This window comes from Streptomyces sp. NPDC051555 (assembly GCF_044454405.1).
In the GTDB taxonomy this organism is placed as follows: Bacteria; Actinomycetota; Actinomycetes; order Streptomycetales; family Streptomycetaceae; genus Streptomyces.
In genome coordinates, this window is record NZ_JBITDP010000001.1 from 292283 (window position 1) to 309520 (window position 17238).

The following is a 17238-nucleotide window of genomic DNA, read 5'->3' on the forward strand; positions in this document are numbered from 1 at the left end:
GTTCGCCCGCGCACCGGGGTGTTGTGGCGGCCGGTCCCGGCCGCCACAATTCACCCTGTGACACAGACACCCCTCACCCCGGCCGACGGCGAGAAGATCCTCGCCGAGAACTTCGCCCCCTGGGTGCTCGACCTCGGCCTCGTCGTCCAGGAGACCGGCCCGGACCGGACCGTGCTGCGCCTGCCCTGGTCCGAGCGGCTCGCCCGGGACGGCGGCGGCCTCAGCGGCCAGGCCCTGATGGCCGCGGCCGACACCGCCACCGTCATCGCCATCTCCGCGGCGCGCGGCGCCTACGGCCCGATGACCACGGTCCAGCAGTCCAGCAGCTTCCAGCGCCCGGTGGTCGGCGCGGACGTCCTGGTCAGCGTCCGCGTCACCAAGCTCGGCAAGCGGATGGCCTTCGCGGACGTCACCATGACCCCCGAGGGCGCCACGGAACCCGCGGCGACCGCCTCCACGGTCTACGCGCTGCTGGGCTGAGCGTAGTTTCCGTAACCCGTCCAGTCCAAGGCCACGCACGGCTCGTCGCCCAGCACCCAGGCATCGTGCCCGGGCGCGATCTGAATGAAATCGCCCGGGCCGACCTCGGCGCTCTCGCCGCTGTCCATCACGATGCTCATCCGGCCGCTCACGATGTACCCGGTGTGCGCCGACTCGCAGCTCTCCGTGCCCGCCAGCGGCTTGATGTGCTGCGACCAGCGCCAGCCGGGCTCGAACACGGCGCGTCCCACCGGGCCGCCGTCCGTCTGCAACAGGTCGAGCCTGCCCTTGCCGTCCTCGAACGGCCTCGTTTCGTCCGCGGAGTCAAAGCTCCGGTACACCAGTCCGGTCATGATCCACCGCCTCCCGGCGGAGCGCACCCGAGTCCACGTCCCAGCCTACGCGCGGTCGGGGTGCTCCACCGCGCGTCCCTTGCCAGACTGGGGGAGGGTACGGGCTCCCGCGCGGCGATGACGGCAGGAGGCCGACGGCAGGAGGTGGCGCATGGACCCGGTGGCGGCGCTGAGCCGGATCGCGTTCCTGCTGGAGCGCGCGCAGGCCCCCACCTACCGGGTGCGCGCCTTCCGCGGCGCCGCCGGGACCCTCACCACGATGGGCCCGCGGGAAACGGCCGAGCGGGCCGCCGCGGGCACCCTGGAGGAGGTCAAGGGCATCGGGCCCAAGACCGCCCGGGTCATCGAGGAGGCCCTCGCCGGGACGGTCCCCGCCTACCTCCGAACGCTGGAGGACGAGGTCGCCGCCCACCCCGAGGGCGAACCCCCGCCCAGCCCCGCGGCCGCCGCCCTGCGCGCGGCCCTGCGCGGCGACTGCCACCTGCACTCCGAATGGTCCGACGGCGGCAGCCCCATCGAGGACATGGGGCGGGCCGCCGCGGAGATCGGCCACGAGTGGGCGGTCCTCACCGACCACTCGCCGCGGCTGACCGTCGCCCGCGGACTCTCCCCGGAGCGACTGCGCGAACAGCTGGCCGCGGTGGCCGAACTCAACGCCACCTGGGCTCCGTTCCAGCTGCTCACCGGCATCGAGTGCGACATACTCGCCGACGGGAGCCTGGACCAGGAACCGGAGCTGCTGGACGCCCTCGACCTCGTCGTGGCCTCCGTGCACTCCCAGCTCCGGATGGAATCGGCCGCCATGACCCGCCGCCTCCTCGCGGCCGTCCGAAGCCCCCTCGTCGACGTCCTCGGCCACTGCACCGGACGCCTGGTGACCGGCCGGACCCGACCCGGGTCCACCTTCGACGCGGACGCCGTCTTCGCGGCCTGCGCCGCGTCCGGCACCGCCGTGGAGATCAACAGCCGGCCGGAGCGCCTGGACCCGCCCCGCGCACTGCTGCGCCGCGCCGTGGCAGCGGGCACGCTCTTCGCGATCGACACCGACGCCCACGCACCCGGCCAGCTGGACTGGCAGCCGCTCGGCTGCGAACGGGCCGTGGAATGCGGGGTGAGCGCCGAGCGCGTCGTCAACACCTGGACGGCACAGGGCTTGCGAACATGGACCCGCACCCGCCGTCCCCCGTGACGCCCACCCGTGACGCCCGCCCGTGCCCGGCACCGACCGGCCCCGGGCACCGACCGGAAAGCAGGCCGCAGATGACGCGTTCGCCCGTCCCCGTGATCGACCTCGGGCCCTGGCGCTCCGACGGCCCGGACGCCCGCGCCCGCACCGCCGACCGCGTCGACCGGGCGCTCCAGGAGGCCGGCTTCCTGCTGGTCGCCGGGCACGGCATCGACCCCGCCCTGCCCGCCCGGATCCGCGCGGCCGCCCGCACCTTCTTCCGGCTGCCCGCCACCGCCAAGCAGCCGTACGCCGTGGCCGTCGGCGAGCGCGGCTGGCTCGGCCCGGGCGCCGAGGCCAACAGCTACGCCGAGGGCGCCCCCTCCCCACCCGACCTCAAGGAGTCCTGGTCCTGGGCGGCCGACGAACCCACCGGCCGGCCGGCCGTGGACGCCGAGTGGTTCCGCCCCAACGTCTGGCCCGCGGAAGTCCCCGAACTGCACGCCCTGGTCACGGAGTACCTCGGCCGGATGCGCGCCCTCTCCGACGAACTGCTGGAACTGCTCGCACTCGCCCTCGGCGCGGGCCCGGACCTCTTCACCCGCCACACGGGCCACCCCACCTGGGGCTTCAACGTCAACTGGTACCCGGGCGCCGAGCACACCGGACCGCCCCTGCCCGGCCAGTTCCGCATCGGCGCGCACACCGACTTCGGCACCGTGACCGTCCTGGACCGCGAACGGGGCGCGGGAGGGCTCCAGATCCACACCGACGCGGGCGGCTGGCAGGACGCGCCCTGGGACCCGGCCGCCCTCACCGTCAACATCGGTGACCTGATGGCCCGCTGGACCGGGGACCGCTGGCGCGCGGGCCGCCACCGCGTGCTGCCGCCGCCCGCCGAAGCGCCCGCGGAGGAGTTGGTCTCCCTCGTCTACTTCTACGAGTGCGACCCGCACACCCGGGTGGAATCCCTGCCCGCACCCACCGGCCGGGTGGTCCACGAACCGGTCGACTCCCACCACTACTTGCGCGCGAAACTCGACGCGATCACCGTCACCTGACCGGGCCGGCGCGGCCCTCGGCGCCCGCCCCGCCGGATGGCCCCACCAGGGTGGCGGGAGCGGGCCCCTTGAGGGCGCGCACGGTCGTGGATCACAATCCGCAGATGTCCGCCCCCACGCCCGAGTCCACGCCCGAGCCCACGCCGCCGCCCTCCGATCCGCCGCCCTACAGCAGCTGGATGCGGTACTTCGCGCCCACCGCCAACCACCGCCGCCTCGGCCTGGTCTGCCTCGGCGTCGGCCTCCAGCGGGGCGCGCTGCCCGTCGTCGGGCCACGGGTCCTCGACCACCACGTGGCCGTGGTCGTCACGGCGGGCCGCGGCTGGTTCAGCCACGGCGGCAGGGCGCCGCAGGAGGTGGTCGCGCCCGCGCTGCTGTGGCTGATGCCCGGGGTCGTGCACCACTACGGGCCCGACCCCGCCACCGGCTGGGACGAGGGCTTCGTCGACTTCGCGGGCCGCAGCGTCGAGGCGTACACCGACCTCGGCTACATCACCCCGGACCGGCCGGTGGTCCCGCTGACCGAGACGGCCGGGGTGCGCCACGTCATCGACGGGATCATCCGGGCCGCCCGGCGCGGCGGCCCGCTGCTCGACGTGGAGGCCGCGGCCGCCGTCCACGGCCTCTTCGTCGCCCTGCGCTACGCCCGTGCGGAGGTCTCCCGGCACGGGGACGCCGTGATGGACACCCTCGCGCGCGACGCGCTCCTGCCGATCTCGGTGGCGGAGCACGCCGCGCGCCTGGGGATGGGGCTGCACGAACTGCGCGGCGCCGTGCGGCGCAGCACCGGCGAGGGGGTCAAGGAGTACCTCCTCGGGATCCGGCTGAGCCGGGCCAAGGAGCTCCTCGCCCGCACCGACCTGCCGGTCGCCGGAGTCGCCCGGCGGGTCGGATACGAGGACGCGGCCTACTTCAGCCGCCTGTTCAGCCGCCGGGTGGGAGTGGCCCCCGGTCGCTTCCGCGAGCAGCAGTCGCTGCCGAGCCAGCCGGCGCAGGCCTGACGCTCCAGACCCGACGGTTCAAGCCTGACGGTTCAGGGCCGGTAGCCGACGTTCAGCTCGGCGACCGAGGTCCAGGCGTTGCCCGCCACCTCCCGCGTCGCCCTGAGCTTGACGTAGCGCGCGGAGCGGGGCGTGAAGCCCACGTCCTGTTGCGCCGTGGTGTCGGGGAAGGTCCCCGTGGCCGCCGCGCTCCAGGTGACCCCGTCGGTGGAGGTGAGGACCTGGTAGTCCGCGATCCGGCCGTTGCTCTGGCCCTGCCGCGGCAGGACGTGCAGCGCCGAGACGTCGTACGAGGCCCCCAGGTCCAGGGCGATCTCGTGCGGCATCGGCGCGGTGGCCCGGTACCACTGGGTGTGCCAGATCGTGGCCGGGTCCCCGTCGAGGACGTTCGCACCCCGGCCGTTCTCACCGGCGCTCTCCTCGCTGTCCACCGCCTTCACGCTCATCTGCGACTGCGGCACCAGGAGTTCACCGCCGCCCGCGGGTCCCAGATCGTCCACCGCCAGGTCGTCGAGCACGAAGTCGGCCTCGTTGTGCGAGTCCTCGGCGCTGACCTTCCGGATCCCGATCCAGGCGTCCGCCCCGGCCGTGAAGGTCTTGGTGAAGGTGGTCGCGGTCCGGGCCTGGCCCAGCGCGGTGGCGCTCTCCGTGCTCCCGGCACCGGTGACGAACTGGTAGTCGCCCGCGAAACCGTTCTCGTAGCCGAAGCTCACCTTGTACGAGCGCCCCTGCACCAGCCGCAGGGTCTGCGGCAGCGTGCGGTAGACCAAGCCGGTGCGCTCCTCGTGCGACTTGAGCGAATTCTGGCCGCCGATCACGTCGTCGACCAGCTTGCCGCTCCAACCAGCTTGCGTGTAGGGCGCGTTGCGCTGGGCGATGTGTGTGCGCGGGTCGGTCGCCGAGCCGCCCGCGCCGCCGAAGGCGAAGGGCCCCCAGCCCGCGTCGACGTTCTCGAAGTCCTCGGTGAACCAGTGCCCGCCGAGCGGGGTGCGCGCACTGCGCGCCACGCGGACGTCGTCCAGTACGACGGTGCCCGCACCCGAGGCGGCCGAGAGCTGGAGGGTGGCGGTGGACCGGCCCGCCGGCACGTCGAAGAACACCTTCATCCGCTGCATCCTCGTGCCGTTCTTCTCGCTGCCGCCGAGGTTGTTCACCAGCGGCGAGGAGTCGGCGTACACGGACGCGGCCGCGCCCCCGGCGGGGGACACCGTGAGGGTGGCGGCCCGCCCGGTGCCGGTGGACACCCACACCGAGGCGGCGTAGGTCCCCGGGGTCAGGCCGGTGAGCTGCTGCGACACGGTGGGCGCGGTGCCCGCGGCCAGGGTCAGCTCGTTCTGCCCCTGGGCGTTGCGCGTCACCGCGGCGCCCGCCCCGGTGACGTTCCAGGCGTTGAGGTCGCCGGAGTAGAAGGACGGGTCCTTCACCGGCGTGCCCTCGCCCCACTGCGGGTCGCCCTGCGCCGGGGCGGCCCCGTCGGTGACGACGTAAGGGGTACGGGCCGCGGCGTCGATGGTCACCCGGCCCCCCGTGACCGGCAGGTCCTTGACGAAACGGCGGCCGGAATCGGTCAGTTGGTACAGCTTGGGCGCGCTCCAGCCCGCCGGCAGGGTCCAGGTCGTCGCGGCGGCCTTGTCGTTCCAGTGGTAGAGCTTCCCGTCGCGCGGCAGCAGGTACGCGGAGCCGTCCAGGACCGTGCGCCCGGCCGTGGTGATCCTCCGGGTGCCGCCGGCCGTCGTGACCGAGGTGCCGCTCGCGAGGGTGACCGTGTCGGCCGTCCACTTCACGATCGGCGACTCCTGGAGGTACTTGGTCGGCAGGTTGGTGGCGAAGGTCGTGTCGAGGAAGGCGGCGTAGTCCTTCTTGCCCTGCCAGCCCTCATAGGCGGTGACCTCGGCGCCGCCGAGCAGCGGATTGCGCGCGATCCAGTCGTCCTTGGCGTGGTTCGCGATGAAGCGGGTGATGGTCGAGTTGATGCCCTTGAGGTCGCTGCCGCCGTAGTCGACGTCCGCCGCCCAGTGGTGCCACAGGGACTGCTCGGTCAGCGTGTTGGGGAACTCAGTGGCCAACTGGTAGCCGAGCGAACCGATCTCCCGCTCCAGCTTCCGCGACACGTACCCGTCGCCGTACCAGACGTCCACGTAGAGGAAGTCCAGCCCGGGAGCCGCGGCTTTGAGGTCCTGGAGGCGCCTGCGCCGGTCGCCCGACTGGCCGTCCTTGCGGGTGTCGACGTAGTACGACTGGTCCAGCCAGTCCCAACCGAGCCCGCCGCTCTGGTGCGCCGGGTCGAAGGTGGCCGAGACCGGGTACTCCTCGGTCGCGTTGATGTGCACGCCGAAGTCCGCGTTGTAGGCGTGCCCGGCCGTGATCAGGGAGTTCAGACCGGCGGCGCCGCCCAGCTTCGAGCCGATGTTCTTGTAGTCCATGTGCGCCGAGTCGTGCCCCTCCGACGCGTACCCCTTGAGCAGCACGAACTGGCCGAGGCCGTCGGTGGCCCTGGCCACCCGCTTGGTCTCGTCGAGCGTCTCGGCGAAGGGATGGGTGGCCGCAGAGGCGAAGTTGAACGGGATCCGCTGCACCACCCGATCCGCGGTCTGCTGCCAGCCCGTCGGCGGGGTCCACACGTCCCGGTAGGCGATCGCGGCGTCCTGCCAGTCCACCACCGCGTCCGCGTTGCGGTCGGCGGTGATCGCCACGCGCGCGTACGGCAGCGGCTCGGGATCGTCGAGCGGAGCGCCGCTCGGCCGGTACAGCCAGTCCCCGCTCCACAGGCCCGCCCGACGGTAGGCCCCCTTGTCGGTGACCCGCTCGCTGATCCGCCCGTTCTCGCGGGCGGTGGCGCCGGACGGCTGGTCGTACCGGGCGTTGGTGTCGATGGCGGCGGCCAGCTTCCCGGTGTTCACCAGCCCGTACATCACCGTCCTGGCGGTCGCGTCGACCGGCGTGCTCGCCGTGATCGGGGTGAAGGCGTCGCCCGTACCGGTGGTGGCCGTGTGCATCGAGGCCGTGGACAGGGCGGCGCCCGGCTGGTCGCTGCGCACGCTGACGAGGGTGTGGTCGGGTATCGAGAAACTGCGCACGCGCAGCGCGGCCGTGTCCTGGATCGAGGTGACCTTGAAGTCCACCACCGAACCGGTCACCGACAGCGAGGACTTGACGGTCACGCCGGAGAACGACATGACGTAGTCGATCCCCGACGCCCCCGCGCTGGAGGTCACCGTCGGGGTGTAGGTGGTCCCGTTGACCACCACGGCGGAGAGCGGGTCCTCGTTGCCGTTCAGCACGTCACCCGTCGCACGTCGGGTGTAGCCGATCACCCGGGGGAAGGCGGGGTCCACGCTCACGGACAGCTCGGGCGAGGTCAGGGTCACGGGCGTCGCCGCCATCGCGGTGGGCACGGCCACGACCAGGGTGGCGACGAGGCCGGCCACCGCGGCTGCGGCCGGCCAGAGGGGGGTGCGCATCGGACCTCCGGGAGTTCGGCGCTTCCTGCGCGCGGAACCGCACGACGTGGAGGCCGGCCGTCCGCTCGCTGATCACGTCAGCTTGCGGACCGCTGCCGCGGCAGGCCCATGGACAAACCCGCGTGCTGTCATGGACTTACGGCGCCGGCGCGCCCCTCAGTCCTGCGCGCGGGCCGTGACCGTCGCGTCGCTGCGGTCGCCCAGGAACTCGTACCAGCGGCGCTGGAGGCTCAGGTAGCGCGTGTCGGCCTCGACCAGGGCGAGGAACGAGTCCACCGTCGACCCGAGACGCTCGCCCAGCTCCGCGTCCGTCAGCGCGCCGTCCGCCCCGAACGCCTGGTGGGCCATGGCCAGGCTGAACATGTCCGGGTACACGCGCGCCCCGAGGTGCTCCAGCGGGACCCGCAGCGCCCACAGGCCGCGGTTGCCGCCGACCATCGACGGGGAGGCGGACACCAGCAGGGCCTGCTTGTCCTTGAAGGGCTGCGGGCGCAGCCGCGACACCCAGTCGACCGCGTTCTTCAGCACCCCGGGCACCGACGCGTTGTACTCCGGGGACGCGATCACCAGTGCCTGGGCGGCGTTCAGCCGGTCGCGCAGCGCGCCGGCGGCGGCGGGCGGACCCTGTTCGGACTCGTCGTCCCCGTCGTACGGGGGCATCAGGAAGTCACCGATGTGCGCGAGGTCCGCGGTCGCCCCAGCGCGCACGACGAGCTGCGCGACCAGCGCCGCGAGGCGGGCGTTGACCGAGCCCGTGCGGGAGGAGCCGGAGAGCACGAACACGTGCAGGGGCTCGTGGCCCCGGCCCTCGGGACCGCCGGGGTCCTTGGGGAAGTGGAGGAGGTCGGTCGGCGCCACTGCTGCTCCTTGCCGCTGCGTGATCCCGTGGCCGGACGACCCCGGACCCTCCCCGCGCCGACAATACGGCGACGCCCCCCACCCCCGCCCCCACCGCGCCGAGCGACCAACGCTTCACCACCCCCCACCCGGGGCAGAGCAACCCCATGCCGAATTCAGCCCCGCCGGAGGCCCCACGGACCGCCCCATCCAGCCCAGCCGGCGTTTGAGGCGCCGCCGGAGGCCCCACGGACCGCACCGACCCGACCGCCACCGGCCCGACCGCTCCGCGGCCAGCACAACCCGTACCCCCGTACCCCCGTACCCCCGTACCCCGTACCCCCGTCACAGGAGGCCCGCATGACGACGCACCCCCGCCCCCCGGCCACGCCAGTGACCCTGGCCCTGGTCGGAGCGGGCCTGCGCGGCCTGACCTACGCCCGGCACGCGCACGCGACCGGCGCCGGCCGCGTCACCACCCTCGCGGAGCCCGACCCGACCCGACGCGCCGCCGCCGCGGCCGAGTTCGGCGTCCCGCCCGACCGGGTCCACCCCCACTGGCGGGCCCTGGCCGCCGCCGGCCGCCACGCCGACGCCGCGATCATCGCCACCCAGGACCGGATGCACACCGGGCCCGCCGTCGCCCTGGCGGCCACCGGCCACCACCTCCTGGTGGAGAAGCCGATGGCCGCCGAGCAGCCCGAGGCCGAGCGGATCGCCGCCGCCGCGGAGCGCCACGGCGTCCTCCTCGCCGTGTGCCACGTGCTGCGCTACACGTCCTACACCCGGACCCTCAAAGCGCTCCTCGACGAGGGCCGGATCGGCCGCCTCGTCGGCGCCGAGCACTTGGAGCCCGTCGGCTGGTGGCACTTCGCGCACTCCTTCGTCCGCGGCAACTGGCGCCGCTCCGACACCTCGGGCCCGCTCCTGCTCACCAAGGCCTGCCACGACCTCGACTGGCTCGTGCACCTCTTCGGCCGTTCCCCGGCGACCGTCATGTCCTACGGCCGCCGCACGCACTTCCGGCCCGAGGGCGCCCCGCCCGGCGCCGCGGCCCGTTGCACCGACTGCGCGGTCGAGCCCGATTGCCCCTACTCCGCGCCCCGCCTCTACCTCGACTGCCTCGGGGATCCGCGCCGCGAGTTCTGGCCGCTGTCCGCGGTGACGCCCGAACCGACCGGGGCCGCCGTGCGCGAAGCACTGCGCACCGGGCCGTACGGCCGCTGCGTGTACGCCTGCGACAACGACGCGGCCGACCACCAGGTCGTCGCGATGGAATTCGCCGACGGCGCCACCGCCACCTTCACCGTCAGCGCCTTCACGCCCATGAGCGACCGCCGTACCCGGCTCTTCGGCACCCACGGCCACATCGAGGGCGACGGCGCCACCCTGCGCGTCACCGACTTCCGCACCGGCCGCGAGGAGCTGGTCGCACCCGCCGGGGGGTCGCCGCAGGGCGGCCACGGGGGCGGGGACCTGGCCCTGACCGAGGCGTTCCTGGCCGCGGTGGCGACCGGCGACGGAGACCTCCTGCTCTCCGGACCCCGCACCAGCCTGGCCACGCACCGCCTGGTCTGGGCCGCCGAGCGCGCACGCGCCCTCGGTGCGCCCGTCGACGTACCGCGGTGAGCGCGCTCGCGCGGCTCAGCCCGTCAGCAGCACGATGGCCGAACCCCACAGGGTCAGCAGCACGTTGCCGAGCGCGTACGGGACGGTGCACCCCAGCCCCGGGATCTGGCTGCGCGCCCGCTCGTTCAGCGCGCCGATCGCCGCCGTCGTGGTCTGCGCCCCGGACAGCGCGCCCATCAGCGTCGGCAGCGGGATGCGCTGGACGAAGTGGCCGAAGGCGAAGCCGACCAGCAGCGGTACCGAGGTCGCCACCGCCCCGCCGACCAGCAACGGCCACCCCGCCCGGACCAGCCCGCTCGCGAAGCTCGGTCCGGCGTTGAGCCCGACGATGGTCACGAACATGCACAGCCCCAGCGTGCCGAGCAGCCACTGCGCCGCCGAGGGCAGGTTCCCGTACGTCGGCCGCTTGCTGCGGACGTGACCGAAGACCAGCCCCATCAGCAGGGCCCCGGTCGAAGTGGACAGCGACAGCGGGGCGCCCGCCGCGTGCAGGGCCGGAATGCCGATGCACCCGCCGATGAACAGCCCGCTGGCGATCCACACCATGTCGGTCGCGAAGGTGGTCGGCACCGCCGTGCCCAGGTGCGCCGCGGCCGTCTCCACCAGCGGCTGCGGTCCGGTGATCACCAGGGTGTCGCCGCGGCGCAGCGCGTTGCCCCGCCCCATCGGCAGCTCGGCCCCCGCGCGCTCCTGGCTGACGATGAACACCCCGGTCATGAAGTCCGCGTGGCGCAGGGTCCGGATCGTGGTGCCGTCGTAGGCGCGGTCGGTGAGCACGATGTGCAGGGTCTCCGTCCGGTAGCCCAGCAGCTCCATGTCGTCGGACTCCATGCCGATGTGCGTCCGCGCGTCGAAGGCGACCAGGTCCCCGCGCACGGCGCTCACCGCGACGGTGTCCCCGAGCCGCAGCAGGGTCATCGGGTCGTGGTCGACGACCTTCCCGTCCCGCCGCACCCGGGTGATGTAGATCCGCCGGTCCAACTCCCGCTGCTCCGCCTCGAACTCGCCGATGCCGCGGCCCGCGAACCCCTCCACGTCCACGTCGTAGGCGCGCAGTACGTGCTGGTAGTAGCCCTTGCCGGCGTCCAGGTCCGGATCCGGCCCGCTGCTTTCGAGCTCGGCGCCGAGCAGCGCGCTGTCGACGGCCAGGTCCCGGCGCAGCAGCCGCGGGAACACCGTGGGCAGCAGGATCGCGGGCAGTACGGTGCCCAGCGGATAGGTGACGGCGTAGGCGACGGCGACGAGGTGCGCCTGCTCCTGGGCCGCGGCGGTGTCGAGGCCGGGCAGCTGGCCGATGGTGTCGGCGGCGACCCCGATGACGGCGGACTGGGTGAGGGCCCCGCCCAGCAGTCCGGCGGCCAGCCCGGGCCCGTAGCCGAGCAGGTGGGCGAGGCCCCAGCAGACGGCGAGTCCGCTGACGCAGACGACGAGGGTGAGGAGGACCTGCGGGGCGGCGTCCTTGCGCAGGGAGCGGAAGAACTTGGGCCCCACGTCGTAGCCGAGGGCGAAGAGGAACATCAGGAAGAAGACGGACTTGATCGGTCCGGTGATCTCCACGTGGGTCTGCGAACCGATGAGCAGCCCGGCGACCAGGCAGCCGGTCACCGCCCCGACCGCGAAGGTCCGGTAGCGGATCCGGCCGATCTGGAAGCCGACGGCGACGGTCAGGAAGACCAGTAGCTCCGGGTACGGCTCGAAGACGTGCGCGCGCAGCCAGTCCATGGACGTCCGCCTCCCCGGTCCGCGTCCGCCCATCTTCCGTGCGCCCCGCGAGCCCGGCGGCGTCGGATCCCCGCTCCCCGGCCGGGTCCACCCGATCGGACGCGCGCGGCGGGCCGGGGCGGGCGGGGGCGCAGGGCCATAGTCGTCCCGGGCGACCGGACGGGTCGCCGGAAGTCTTCGCACGGGAGCCGCACATGTCGATCACCTCGATCACGTCGAAGCCCACCAGGACGGTCCTCGCCCTCGCCGCGGGCAGTCTGCTGCTCGGTCTGAGCGGTGCGGGCGCCGCGGTGGCGGACGAGGGTCCGGCGACGCAGATCATGTCCAACGAGCAGTGGGGGGCGGGTCACCCGGGCGCCATGCCGGAGCCCGAGAAGGACCCGCAGCGCAAGTACGCGCTCGGCAAGGTCATCTCGAAGGGCCCGCTGACCGTCCGCAGCAGGCCGACCACCCACTCGCGCGACCTGGGCCGGGTCCACCCGCACCAGAAGCTGGAGATCCTCTGCAAGGAGCGCGGCGAGAAGGTCGGGGACAACCACCTCTGGTACCGCCTCAACACCAAGGTGGAGGCGTGGGTCGCCGCGCGCTACGTCAAGGACCTGACCCCGGTGAAGTGGTGCCGGCTCTGAGCGGTCGAATGCCTGAAGGCCTGAAGCGTCTGGGTTCCGCATAAGAGAAATACCCCGGTCGGATTGACGACCGGGGTATTTCTCTGCGTATATTTGATGATTCACGACTTCGCCGCCTCATGGGGCATGCGAAAGCCATGAACAAGCTTATGGGAACACTGTATCGCGTCGGGAGTGGAATTGTCAACCACGGAATTCGAGAATGAGCAGCAATTCATCACCGAGCTGTACGACCGCCTCGACGACCTGCGCGAACAGGCCGAACACACCGTACGGGGCGCCCTGCGCGACATCGGGACCGGTTTCCAGGCCCGCTTGGAGCGCGATGTCATGGTCGCCGAACAATCCGGGCTGCTCTCCGCCCTGAACGCGGGCGAGAACGGCCTGTGTTTCGGCCGGCTGGAGTTTTCCGACGGCCGTGACCACCACATCGGCCGCATCGGAATCCGCCGGGACGACGCGGACCGCACCCCCCTCGTCCTGGACTGGCGGGCCGAGGTGGCGCGCCCCTTCTACCTCGCCACCGGCCACCATCCCATGGGGCTGCGCCGCCGGCGGCACCTGACCACCCGCGGCCGCCTGGTCACCGCCCTGCACGACGAGATCCTCGACCTCACCGACGCCGAGCGCACCGGCCACGAGGGCGCCGACGCGGACGCCGTACTGCTCGCCGCGCTCGACGCCGCCCGCACCGGCCGCATGCACGACATCGTGCGCACCATCCAGGCCGCGCAGGACCGCATCATCCGCTCGCCGCACCGCGGCGTGCTGGTCGTCGAGGGCGGCCCGGGCACCGGCAAGACCGCCGTCGCCCTGCACCGGGCGGCGTACCTGCTCTACGCGCACCGCGAACTGCTCGCCAAGCGCGGCGTCCTGATCGTCGGCCCGGGGCCCGCGTTCCTCGGTTACATCGGCCAGGTGCTGCCCGCCCTGGGCGAGACGGGCGTCCTGCTCGCCACCCTCGGCGAGCTCTTCCCCGGGGTGCACGCCACCGCCGCCGACCGGCCCGGCGCCGCGGCCGTCAAGGGCCGCGCCGCCATGGCCGACGTACTGGCCCGGGTCGTCAGCGACCGGCAGACGCTGCCGGAGCACGTGCCCGAGGGGCTCGGCGAGGACACGGACACCGTCCCCGAGGCCGCGCTGGAGATCGACCACGACGACTACGGGACCCTGCTGCTGCACCGCACGATGGCGCACGAGGCCCGCGACCGGGCCCGCGCCACCGGCCTGCCGCACAACCTCGCCCGCCCCTACTTCGCCTTCCGGATCATCGACGCGCTCACCGAGCAGCTCGCCGACCGGCTCGGCGCCGACCCGTACGGCGGCCCCAACCTGCTCGGCCCCGACGACGTCGCCCAACTGGGCAAGGAGATCGCCACCAGCGGCGCGGTGCACGCCGCCATCGACGTCCTGTGGCCCTCCCTCACCCCGGAGCGGCTGATCACCGATTTCCTCGCCGATCCCACGCACCTCGCACCCGAGGAGGCCGACCTGGTCCGGCGCACCGACGGCGCGTGGACCCCGGCGGACGTCGCGCTGCTGGACGAGGCCGCCGAGCTGCTCGGCACCGACGACAGCGCGCTGCGCGCCGCCGAGGAGCGCGACCGCCAGCGGCGCGTCGCGTACGCGCAGGGCGTGCTCGACCTCTCGCAGGGCTCGGAGTCCTACGAGTTCGAGGACGAGGAGAGCGAGTTCCTCGCCGCCCACGACCTCATCGACGCCGAGCGGATGGCCGAGCGGCAGGAGGAGGAGGACCACCGCGGCGCGGCCGAGCGCGCCGCGGCCGACCGGACCTGGGCCTTCGGACACGTCATCGTCGACGAGGCCCAGGAACTGTCCGAAATGGCCTGGCGGTTGCTGATGCGCCGCTGCCCCACCCGCTCGATGACCCTGGTCGGCGACCCGGCGCAGACGGGCGACGAGGCCGGCTGCGGCTCCTGGGAGCGGATCCTGGAGCCGTACGTCGGCGATCGCTGGGAGCTGGCCCGGCTCGGGGTCAACTACCGCACGCCCGCGGAGGTGATGGAGCTCGCGGCGGCCGTGCTGCGGGCCCACCACCCCGGCTTCGAACCGCCCCGCTCGGTGCGCTCCACCGGGGTCGCGCCCTGGGTCCGGGAGGCCGACGACCTGCCGGGTGCGGTCGCCGGAGCCGTCGCCGAGCACGGTGCGGCGCAGGGCAGGCTCGCGGTGATCGCGCCCCGGCCGCTGCACGCGGCGCTGGCAGCGGCGTTGGCCGCCACGGACGTGGACGTACGGTCGGGGGAGGAGCCGGACCTGACCCGGCCGGTCGTCCTGCTCGACCCGCGCCAGGCCAAGGGGCTGGAGTTCGACACGGTCGTCGTGGTCGAGCCCGCGGACCTGTCGTCCAGCGACCTGTACGTGGCATTGACGCGCGCCACGCAGATGTTGGGCGTGCTGCACACGGGCCGGCTCCCGGCCGGGCTGGGCTGAGCCGATCCGGGGCCGTGACCGTCGCCGCCCGTTCCCGCCCGCACCCGTGCGGGCGGGGTCAGGCCGCCTTCCAGAAGAAGACGGCGGTCATCCGCTTGTCCTCCAGGGTGGCGCCGCAGTAGTCGGTGGCGCTGTGGATCATGTTCGCGGAGTAGAGCAGCAGCCGGTTGGCGCGGTGCGGGACCTCGACGTCGGGGACGAAGGAGTCCGGCGCGACGAACCGCGTGCCCAGGGCGTCGACCAGGGTGTTGTGCGGGGCGATCACCTGATTGCCGCCGAGCACCCCGCCGGGCAGGCTCTGGCGGTAGAAGCTGGTCCCGCACCCCTTGGGCACGCGGGGGTTGAGGTACAGCACGGCGGCGTAGCGGCACAGGCTGCGCGAGTCGGTGTGCGGGCGGGGCTCGCACTCGCCCGCGCCGACGACCTGCACGCAGTTGTGGTTGAAGGTGCCGCCGCCGGCGGGCCGTTCGGCCCAGAGTTCGCGGGCGCCGGTGGCCTTGCGGACCAGGCGCTCCACCCGCTCCAGCTCGCCCGGGTCCAGCCCCGGCATGACGCGCAGCCCGGGCCAGCTCTCGGGCTTGTGCGGGTACCCCTCGGTCCAGTCGTCCCGGGCCAGCGCGCGCTCCCGGACCGCGTCCGGGTCGGGGAGCACGTCGTCCAGGATCCAGTAGTCGCGGCCCCGGGTGGGCTTGCGGTAGGGGAGGACCGGGAGGGCGGTCGGTCGTGTGGACATGGGAGGGACCGTAACGGCCGGGGCGGTCGGGGCGGTCGAAGGGAGCGTCAACCTTGCGTCAAGGGTTGTTCATGTACGGTCATTTCGCTACGGCGTCCAGGACGCCCCGGGCGAAGGAGTCGACGGCCGCGTCCAGCTTCCCCAGGCTCTCCGGCGTCGGCTGCTGGCGGGCGTCCGCGGTGAGCACCACGGTCAGGAGCAAGTTGCTGTCCCTGACCTGGAGTTCCCTGACCTGGTGCAGCTCGGTCGGCTTGTCGTAGCCGAACCGGATGGCCTCCCGGCCGACGCCCGCGACGTCCACCAGATGGCCGTCCGGCACGGTGGTGGGGGTGTCCTTGCGGCCGGCGGCGAAGACCTGCTTGGCGAAGTCGACGCCCTCCGTGAAGCTGAACCCCACCTCGACCTTCACGCCCCCGTAGGTGACGGCGCCGCGCTCCGCCAGCGGTTGGGTGCAGGTGAAGCCGGGGGCGCCGCCACCGGTCCGCTTGGCCCGGTCGGCGACCTCCTCGCGGCTGCCGAGCAGGTCGGTGAGCTTCCCGTAGGGCAGGGCGTTGCAGATCTCGTCGGTGGCCACCCACGGATAGCCCCCCTTGCCCTCCTGCGAGACCTCTTTCGACGCGCCGTCGCCGCCGCCGCAGCCCGTGGCGACGAGGGCGAGCGCGAGGGCCGTCAGGGCGGTGAGGGCGGGGCGGGCGGGTCCGTACCGGCGCATCGCGCGTCTCCTGTCACGGGGGCTTACACATGGCTCGCTGCCACTCAACCACGCCGCACGACGCAGGAGTTGGGAACGGGTGCATTGCCCGGGCGATCCGGGGACGGCCGGGCGGAACCGTACCATCCGCCCGGCGGACCGCCCGGATCTTTGTCCGTTCGTGATGGCCCTTCCGTACGGGCCCCCCAACTCGCCTAGCGTCCCTTGGCACCCGGGAGCACCGCGCCGCAGGCAGACACGGCGCGGCTTCCCGGACCCGCACAAGGAGGCACAGTGCTGTCATTCCGCCGCTCGTCCCTCGCCGGCATGTCGCGCGCTTCGCGCCAGGTGATCGGCACGGGCGTGGTCATCGGAGCCCTCGCCTTCACCCTGGTCGCCCTGCTGATCCCGGTGCAGAAGTTCGGCGGGAAGAACGCCGCCACGGCGGCCGCGGCCGCGTCCGCCAAAGCGCCGGCCGCGGACGACGACGGCGCCGGGACCCTGAGCACGGCCTTCGGTCCGCTGAGCCCCCAGGACCGGGACTTCGTCCGCAAGGTGCGGCTCGCCGGACTGTGGGAGCTGCCCGCGGGACGCCAGGCCCAACAGCGCGGCACCAGGCCCGCCGTGCGCACCGCCGGGGAGCACCTGGTCGAAGGCCACACCGAACTCGACCGGCGCGTCCTGGAGGTGGGCGAGGCCCTCGGAATCGACCTGCCCGACCGCCCCAGCGACCAGCAGCAGGGCTGGCTCGGCCAACTGGACCGCGCCCAGGGCGCCGAGTACGAACGGCTCTTCGTCCAGCTGCTGCGCCGGGCGCACGGCAAGGTCTTCGCCCTGGTGGCCCAGATCCGCGCGCAGACCCGCAACTCCATGGTCCGGAAGCTGGCCACCGACGCCAACACCACGGTGCTGGACCACATTTCGGTCCTCGAAGCCAGCGGGCTGGTCGATTTCGACGGGCTCGCCGATGCCGCTCCCACCCCCACCCCCTCCCCCTCCCAGGTCCCCCGACCGACGAAGTGAAG

14 protein-coding genes are annotated in these 17238 nt (G+C 73.4%); 8 read left to right on the forward strand and 6 right to left on the reverse strand.

Features of this window, described 5'->3' with window-relative positions:
• Window positions 1-57: 57 nt before the first annotated feature.
• Window positions 58-480 carry a PaaI family thioesterase gene (locus ACIBEA_RS01170; protein ID WP_399256588.1) on the forward strand — a complete coding sequence of 141 codons (423 nt, stop codon included), beginning with the start codon at window positions 58-60 and terminating at the stop codon, window positions 478-480.
• Here the strand turns inward: ACIBEA_RS01170 and ACIBEA_RS01175 are convergent.
• Window positions 462-833, reverse strand: coding sequence for a cupin domain-containing protein (locus ACIBEA_RS01175; protein ID WP_399256590.1), 372 nt, complete (start codon window positions 831-833; stop codon window positions 462-464). The two genes, ACIBEA_RS01170 and ACIBEA_RS01175, sit on opposite strands and share 19 nt — an antisense overlap.
• Window positions 834-984: 151 nt before the next feature.
• On the opposite strand from ACIBEA_RS01175, the gene ACIBEA_RS01180 reads away from it, so the two are divergent.
• The 3 genes from ACIBEA_RS01180 to ACIBEA_RS01190 all read left to right on the forward strand — a co-directional run bounded on the left by ACIBEA_RS01180 (window position 985) and on the right by ACIBEA_RS01190 (window position 4060).
• Window positions 985-2022, forward strand: coding sequence for a PHP domain-containing protein (locus ACIBEA_RS01180; RefSeq protein WP_399256592.1), 1038 nt, complete (start codon window positions 985-987; stop codon window positions 2020-2022).
• Between the two features lie 71 nt (window positions 2023-2093).
• Entirely contained in the window at window positions 2094-3059 is a 966-nt protein-coding gene (locus tag ACIBEA_RS01185) for an isopenicillin N synthase family dioxygenase (RefSeq protein ID WP_399256594.1), read from the forward strand.
• Window positions 3060-3238: 179 nt separating this feature from the next.
• The gene (locus ACIBEA_RS01190; RefSeq protein WP_399257881.1) at window positions 3239-4060 is read left to right on the forward strand and encodes an AraC family transcriptional regulator; all 822 of its coding nucleotides are present in this window, start codon (window positions 3239-3241) and stop codon (window positions 4058-4060) included.
• A gap of 32 nt (window positions 4061-4092) precedes the next feature.
• On the opposite strand, the gene ACIBEA_RS01195 is transcribed toward ACIBEA_RS01190, so the two are convergent.
• Together ACIBEA_RS01195 and ACIBEA_RS01200 are read right to left on the reverse strand one after the other, a co-directional pair.
• Window positions 4093-7521: an endo-alpha-N-acetylgalactosaminidase family protein gene (locus ACIBEA_RS01195; protein ID WP_399256596.1), complete on the reverse strand. Its 3429-nt coding sequence runs from the start codon at window positions 7519-7521 to the stop codon at window positions 4093-4095.
• Between the two features lie 156 nt (window positions 7522-7677).
• Window positions 7678-8310 carry an NADPH-dependent FMN reductase gene (locus tag ACIBEA_RS01200; protein ID WP_399257883.1) on the reverse strand — a complete coding sequence of 211 codons (633 nt, stop codon included), beginning with the start codon at window positions 8308-8310 and terminating at the stop codon, window positions 7678-7680.
• Window positions 8311-8718: 408 nt separating this feature from the next.
• Between ACIBEA_RS01200 and ACIBEA_RS01205 the strand changes: the two genes are divergently transcribed.
• Complete coding sequence (locus ACIBEA_RS01205) at window positions 8719-9987, forward strand: Gfo/Idh/MocA family protein (protein ID WP_399256598.1); 1269 nt, start codon at window positions 8719-8721, stop codon at window positions 9985-9987.
• A 15-nt stretch (window positions 9988-10002) separates the two neighbouring features.
• Here the strand turns inward: ACIBEA_RS01205 and ACIBEA_RS01210 are convergent, their stop codons facing one another.
• Window positions 10003-11709, reverse strand: coding sequence for an aspartate:alanine exchanger family transporter (locus tag ACIBEA_RS01210; RefSeq protein WP_399256600.1), 1707 nt, complete (start codon window positions 11707-11709; stop codon window positions 10003-10005).
• Window positions 11710-11903: 194 nt separating this feature from the next.
• Here ACIBEA_RS01210 and ACIBEA_RS01215 point away from each other — a divergent pair, with 194 nt between their 5' ends.
• Both ACIBEA_RS01215 and ACIBEA_RS01220 read left to right on the forward strand, forming a co-directional pair.
• A complete protein-coding gene (locus ACIBEA_RS01215; protein WP_399256602.1) occupies window positions 11904-12338 on the forward strand; it encodes an SH3 domain-containing protein in 435 nt (144 codons plus the stop codon).
• A 180-nt stretch (window positions 12339-12518) separates the two neighbouring features.
• Window positions 12519-14789, forward strand: coding sequence for a HelD family protein (locus ACIBEA_RS01220; RefSeq protein ID WP_399256604.1), 2271 nt, complete (start codon window positions 12519-12521; stop codon window positions 14787-14789).
• A 58-nt stretch (window positions 14790-14847) separates the two neighbouring features.
• Here ACIBEA_RS01220 and ACIBEA_RS01225 read toward each other — a convergent pair whose 3' ends face one another.
• Entirely contained in the window at window positions 14848-15522 is a 675-nt protein-coding gene (locus ACIBEA_RS01225) for a DUF6445 family protein (RefSeq protein ID WP_399256606.1), read from the reverse strand.
• 79 nt (window positions 15523-15601) lie between these two features.
• Window positions 15602-16234 (reverse strand): hypothetical protein, encoded by a 633-nt coding sequence (locus ACIBEA_RS01230; RefSeq protein ID WP_399256608.1) that lies wholly within the window; start codon window positions 16232-16234, stop codon window positions 15602-15604.
• 306 nt (window positions 16235-16540) lie between these two features.
• Here ACIBEA_RS01230 and ACIBEA_RS01235 point away from each other — a divergent pair, with 306 nt between their 5' ends.
• Window positions 16541-17236, forward strand: a complete 696-nt coding sequence (locus ACIBEA_RS01235) for a DUF4142 domain-containing protein (protein WP_399257885.1) — start codon at window positions 16541-16543, stop codon at window positions 17234-17236.
• The last annotated feature ends 2 nt before the right edge of the window (window positions 17237-17238 follow it).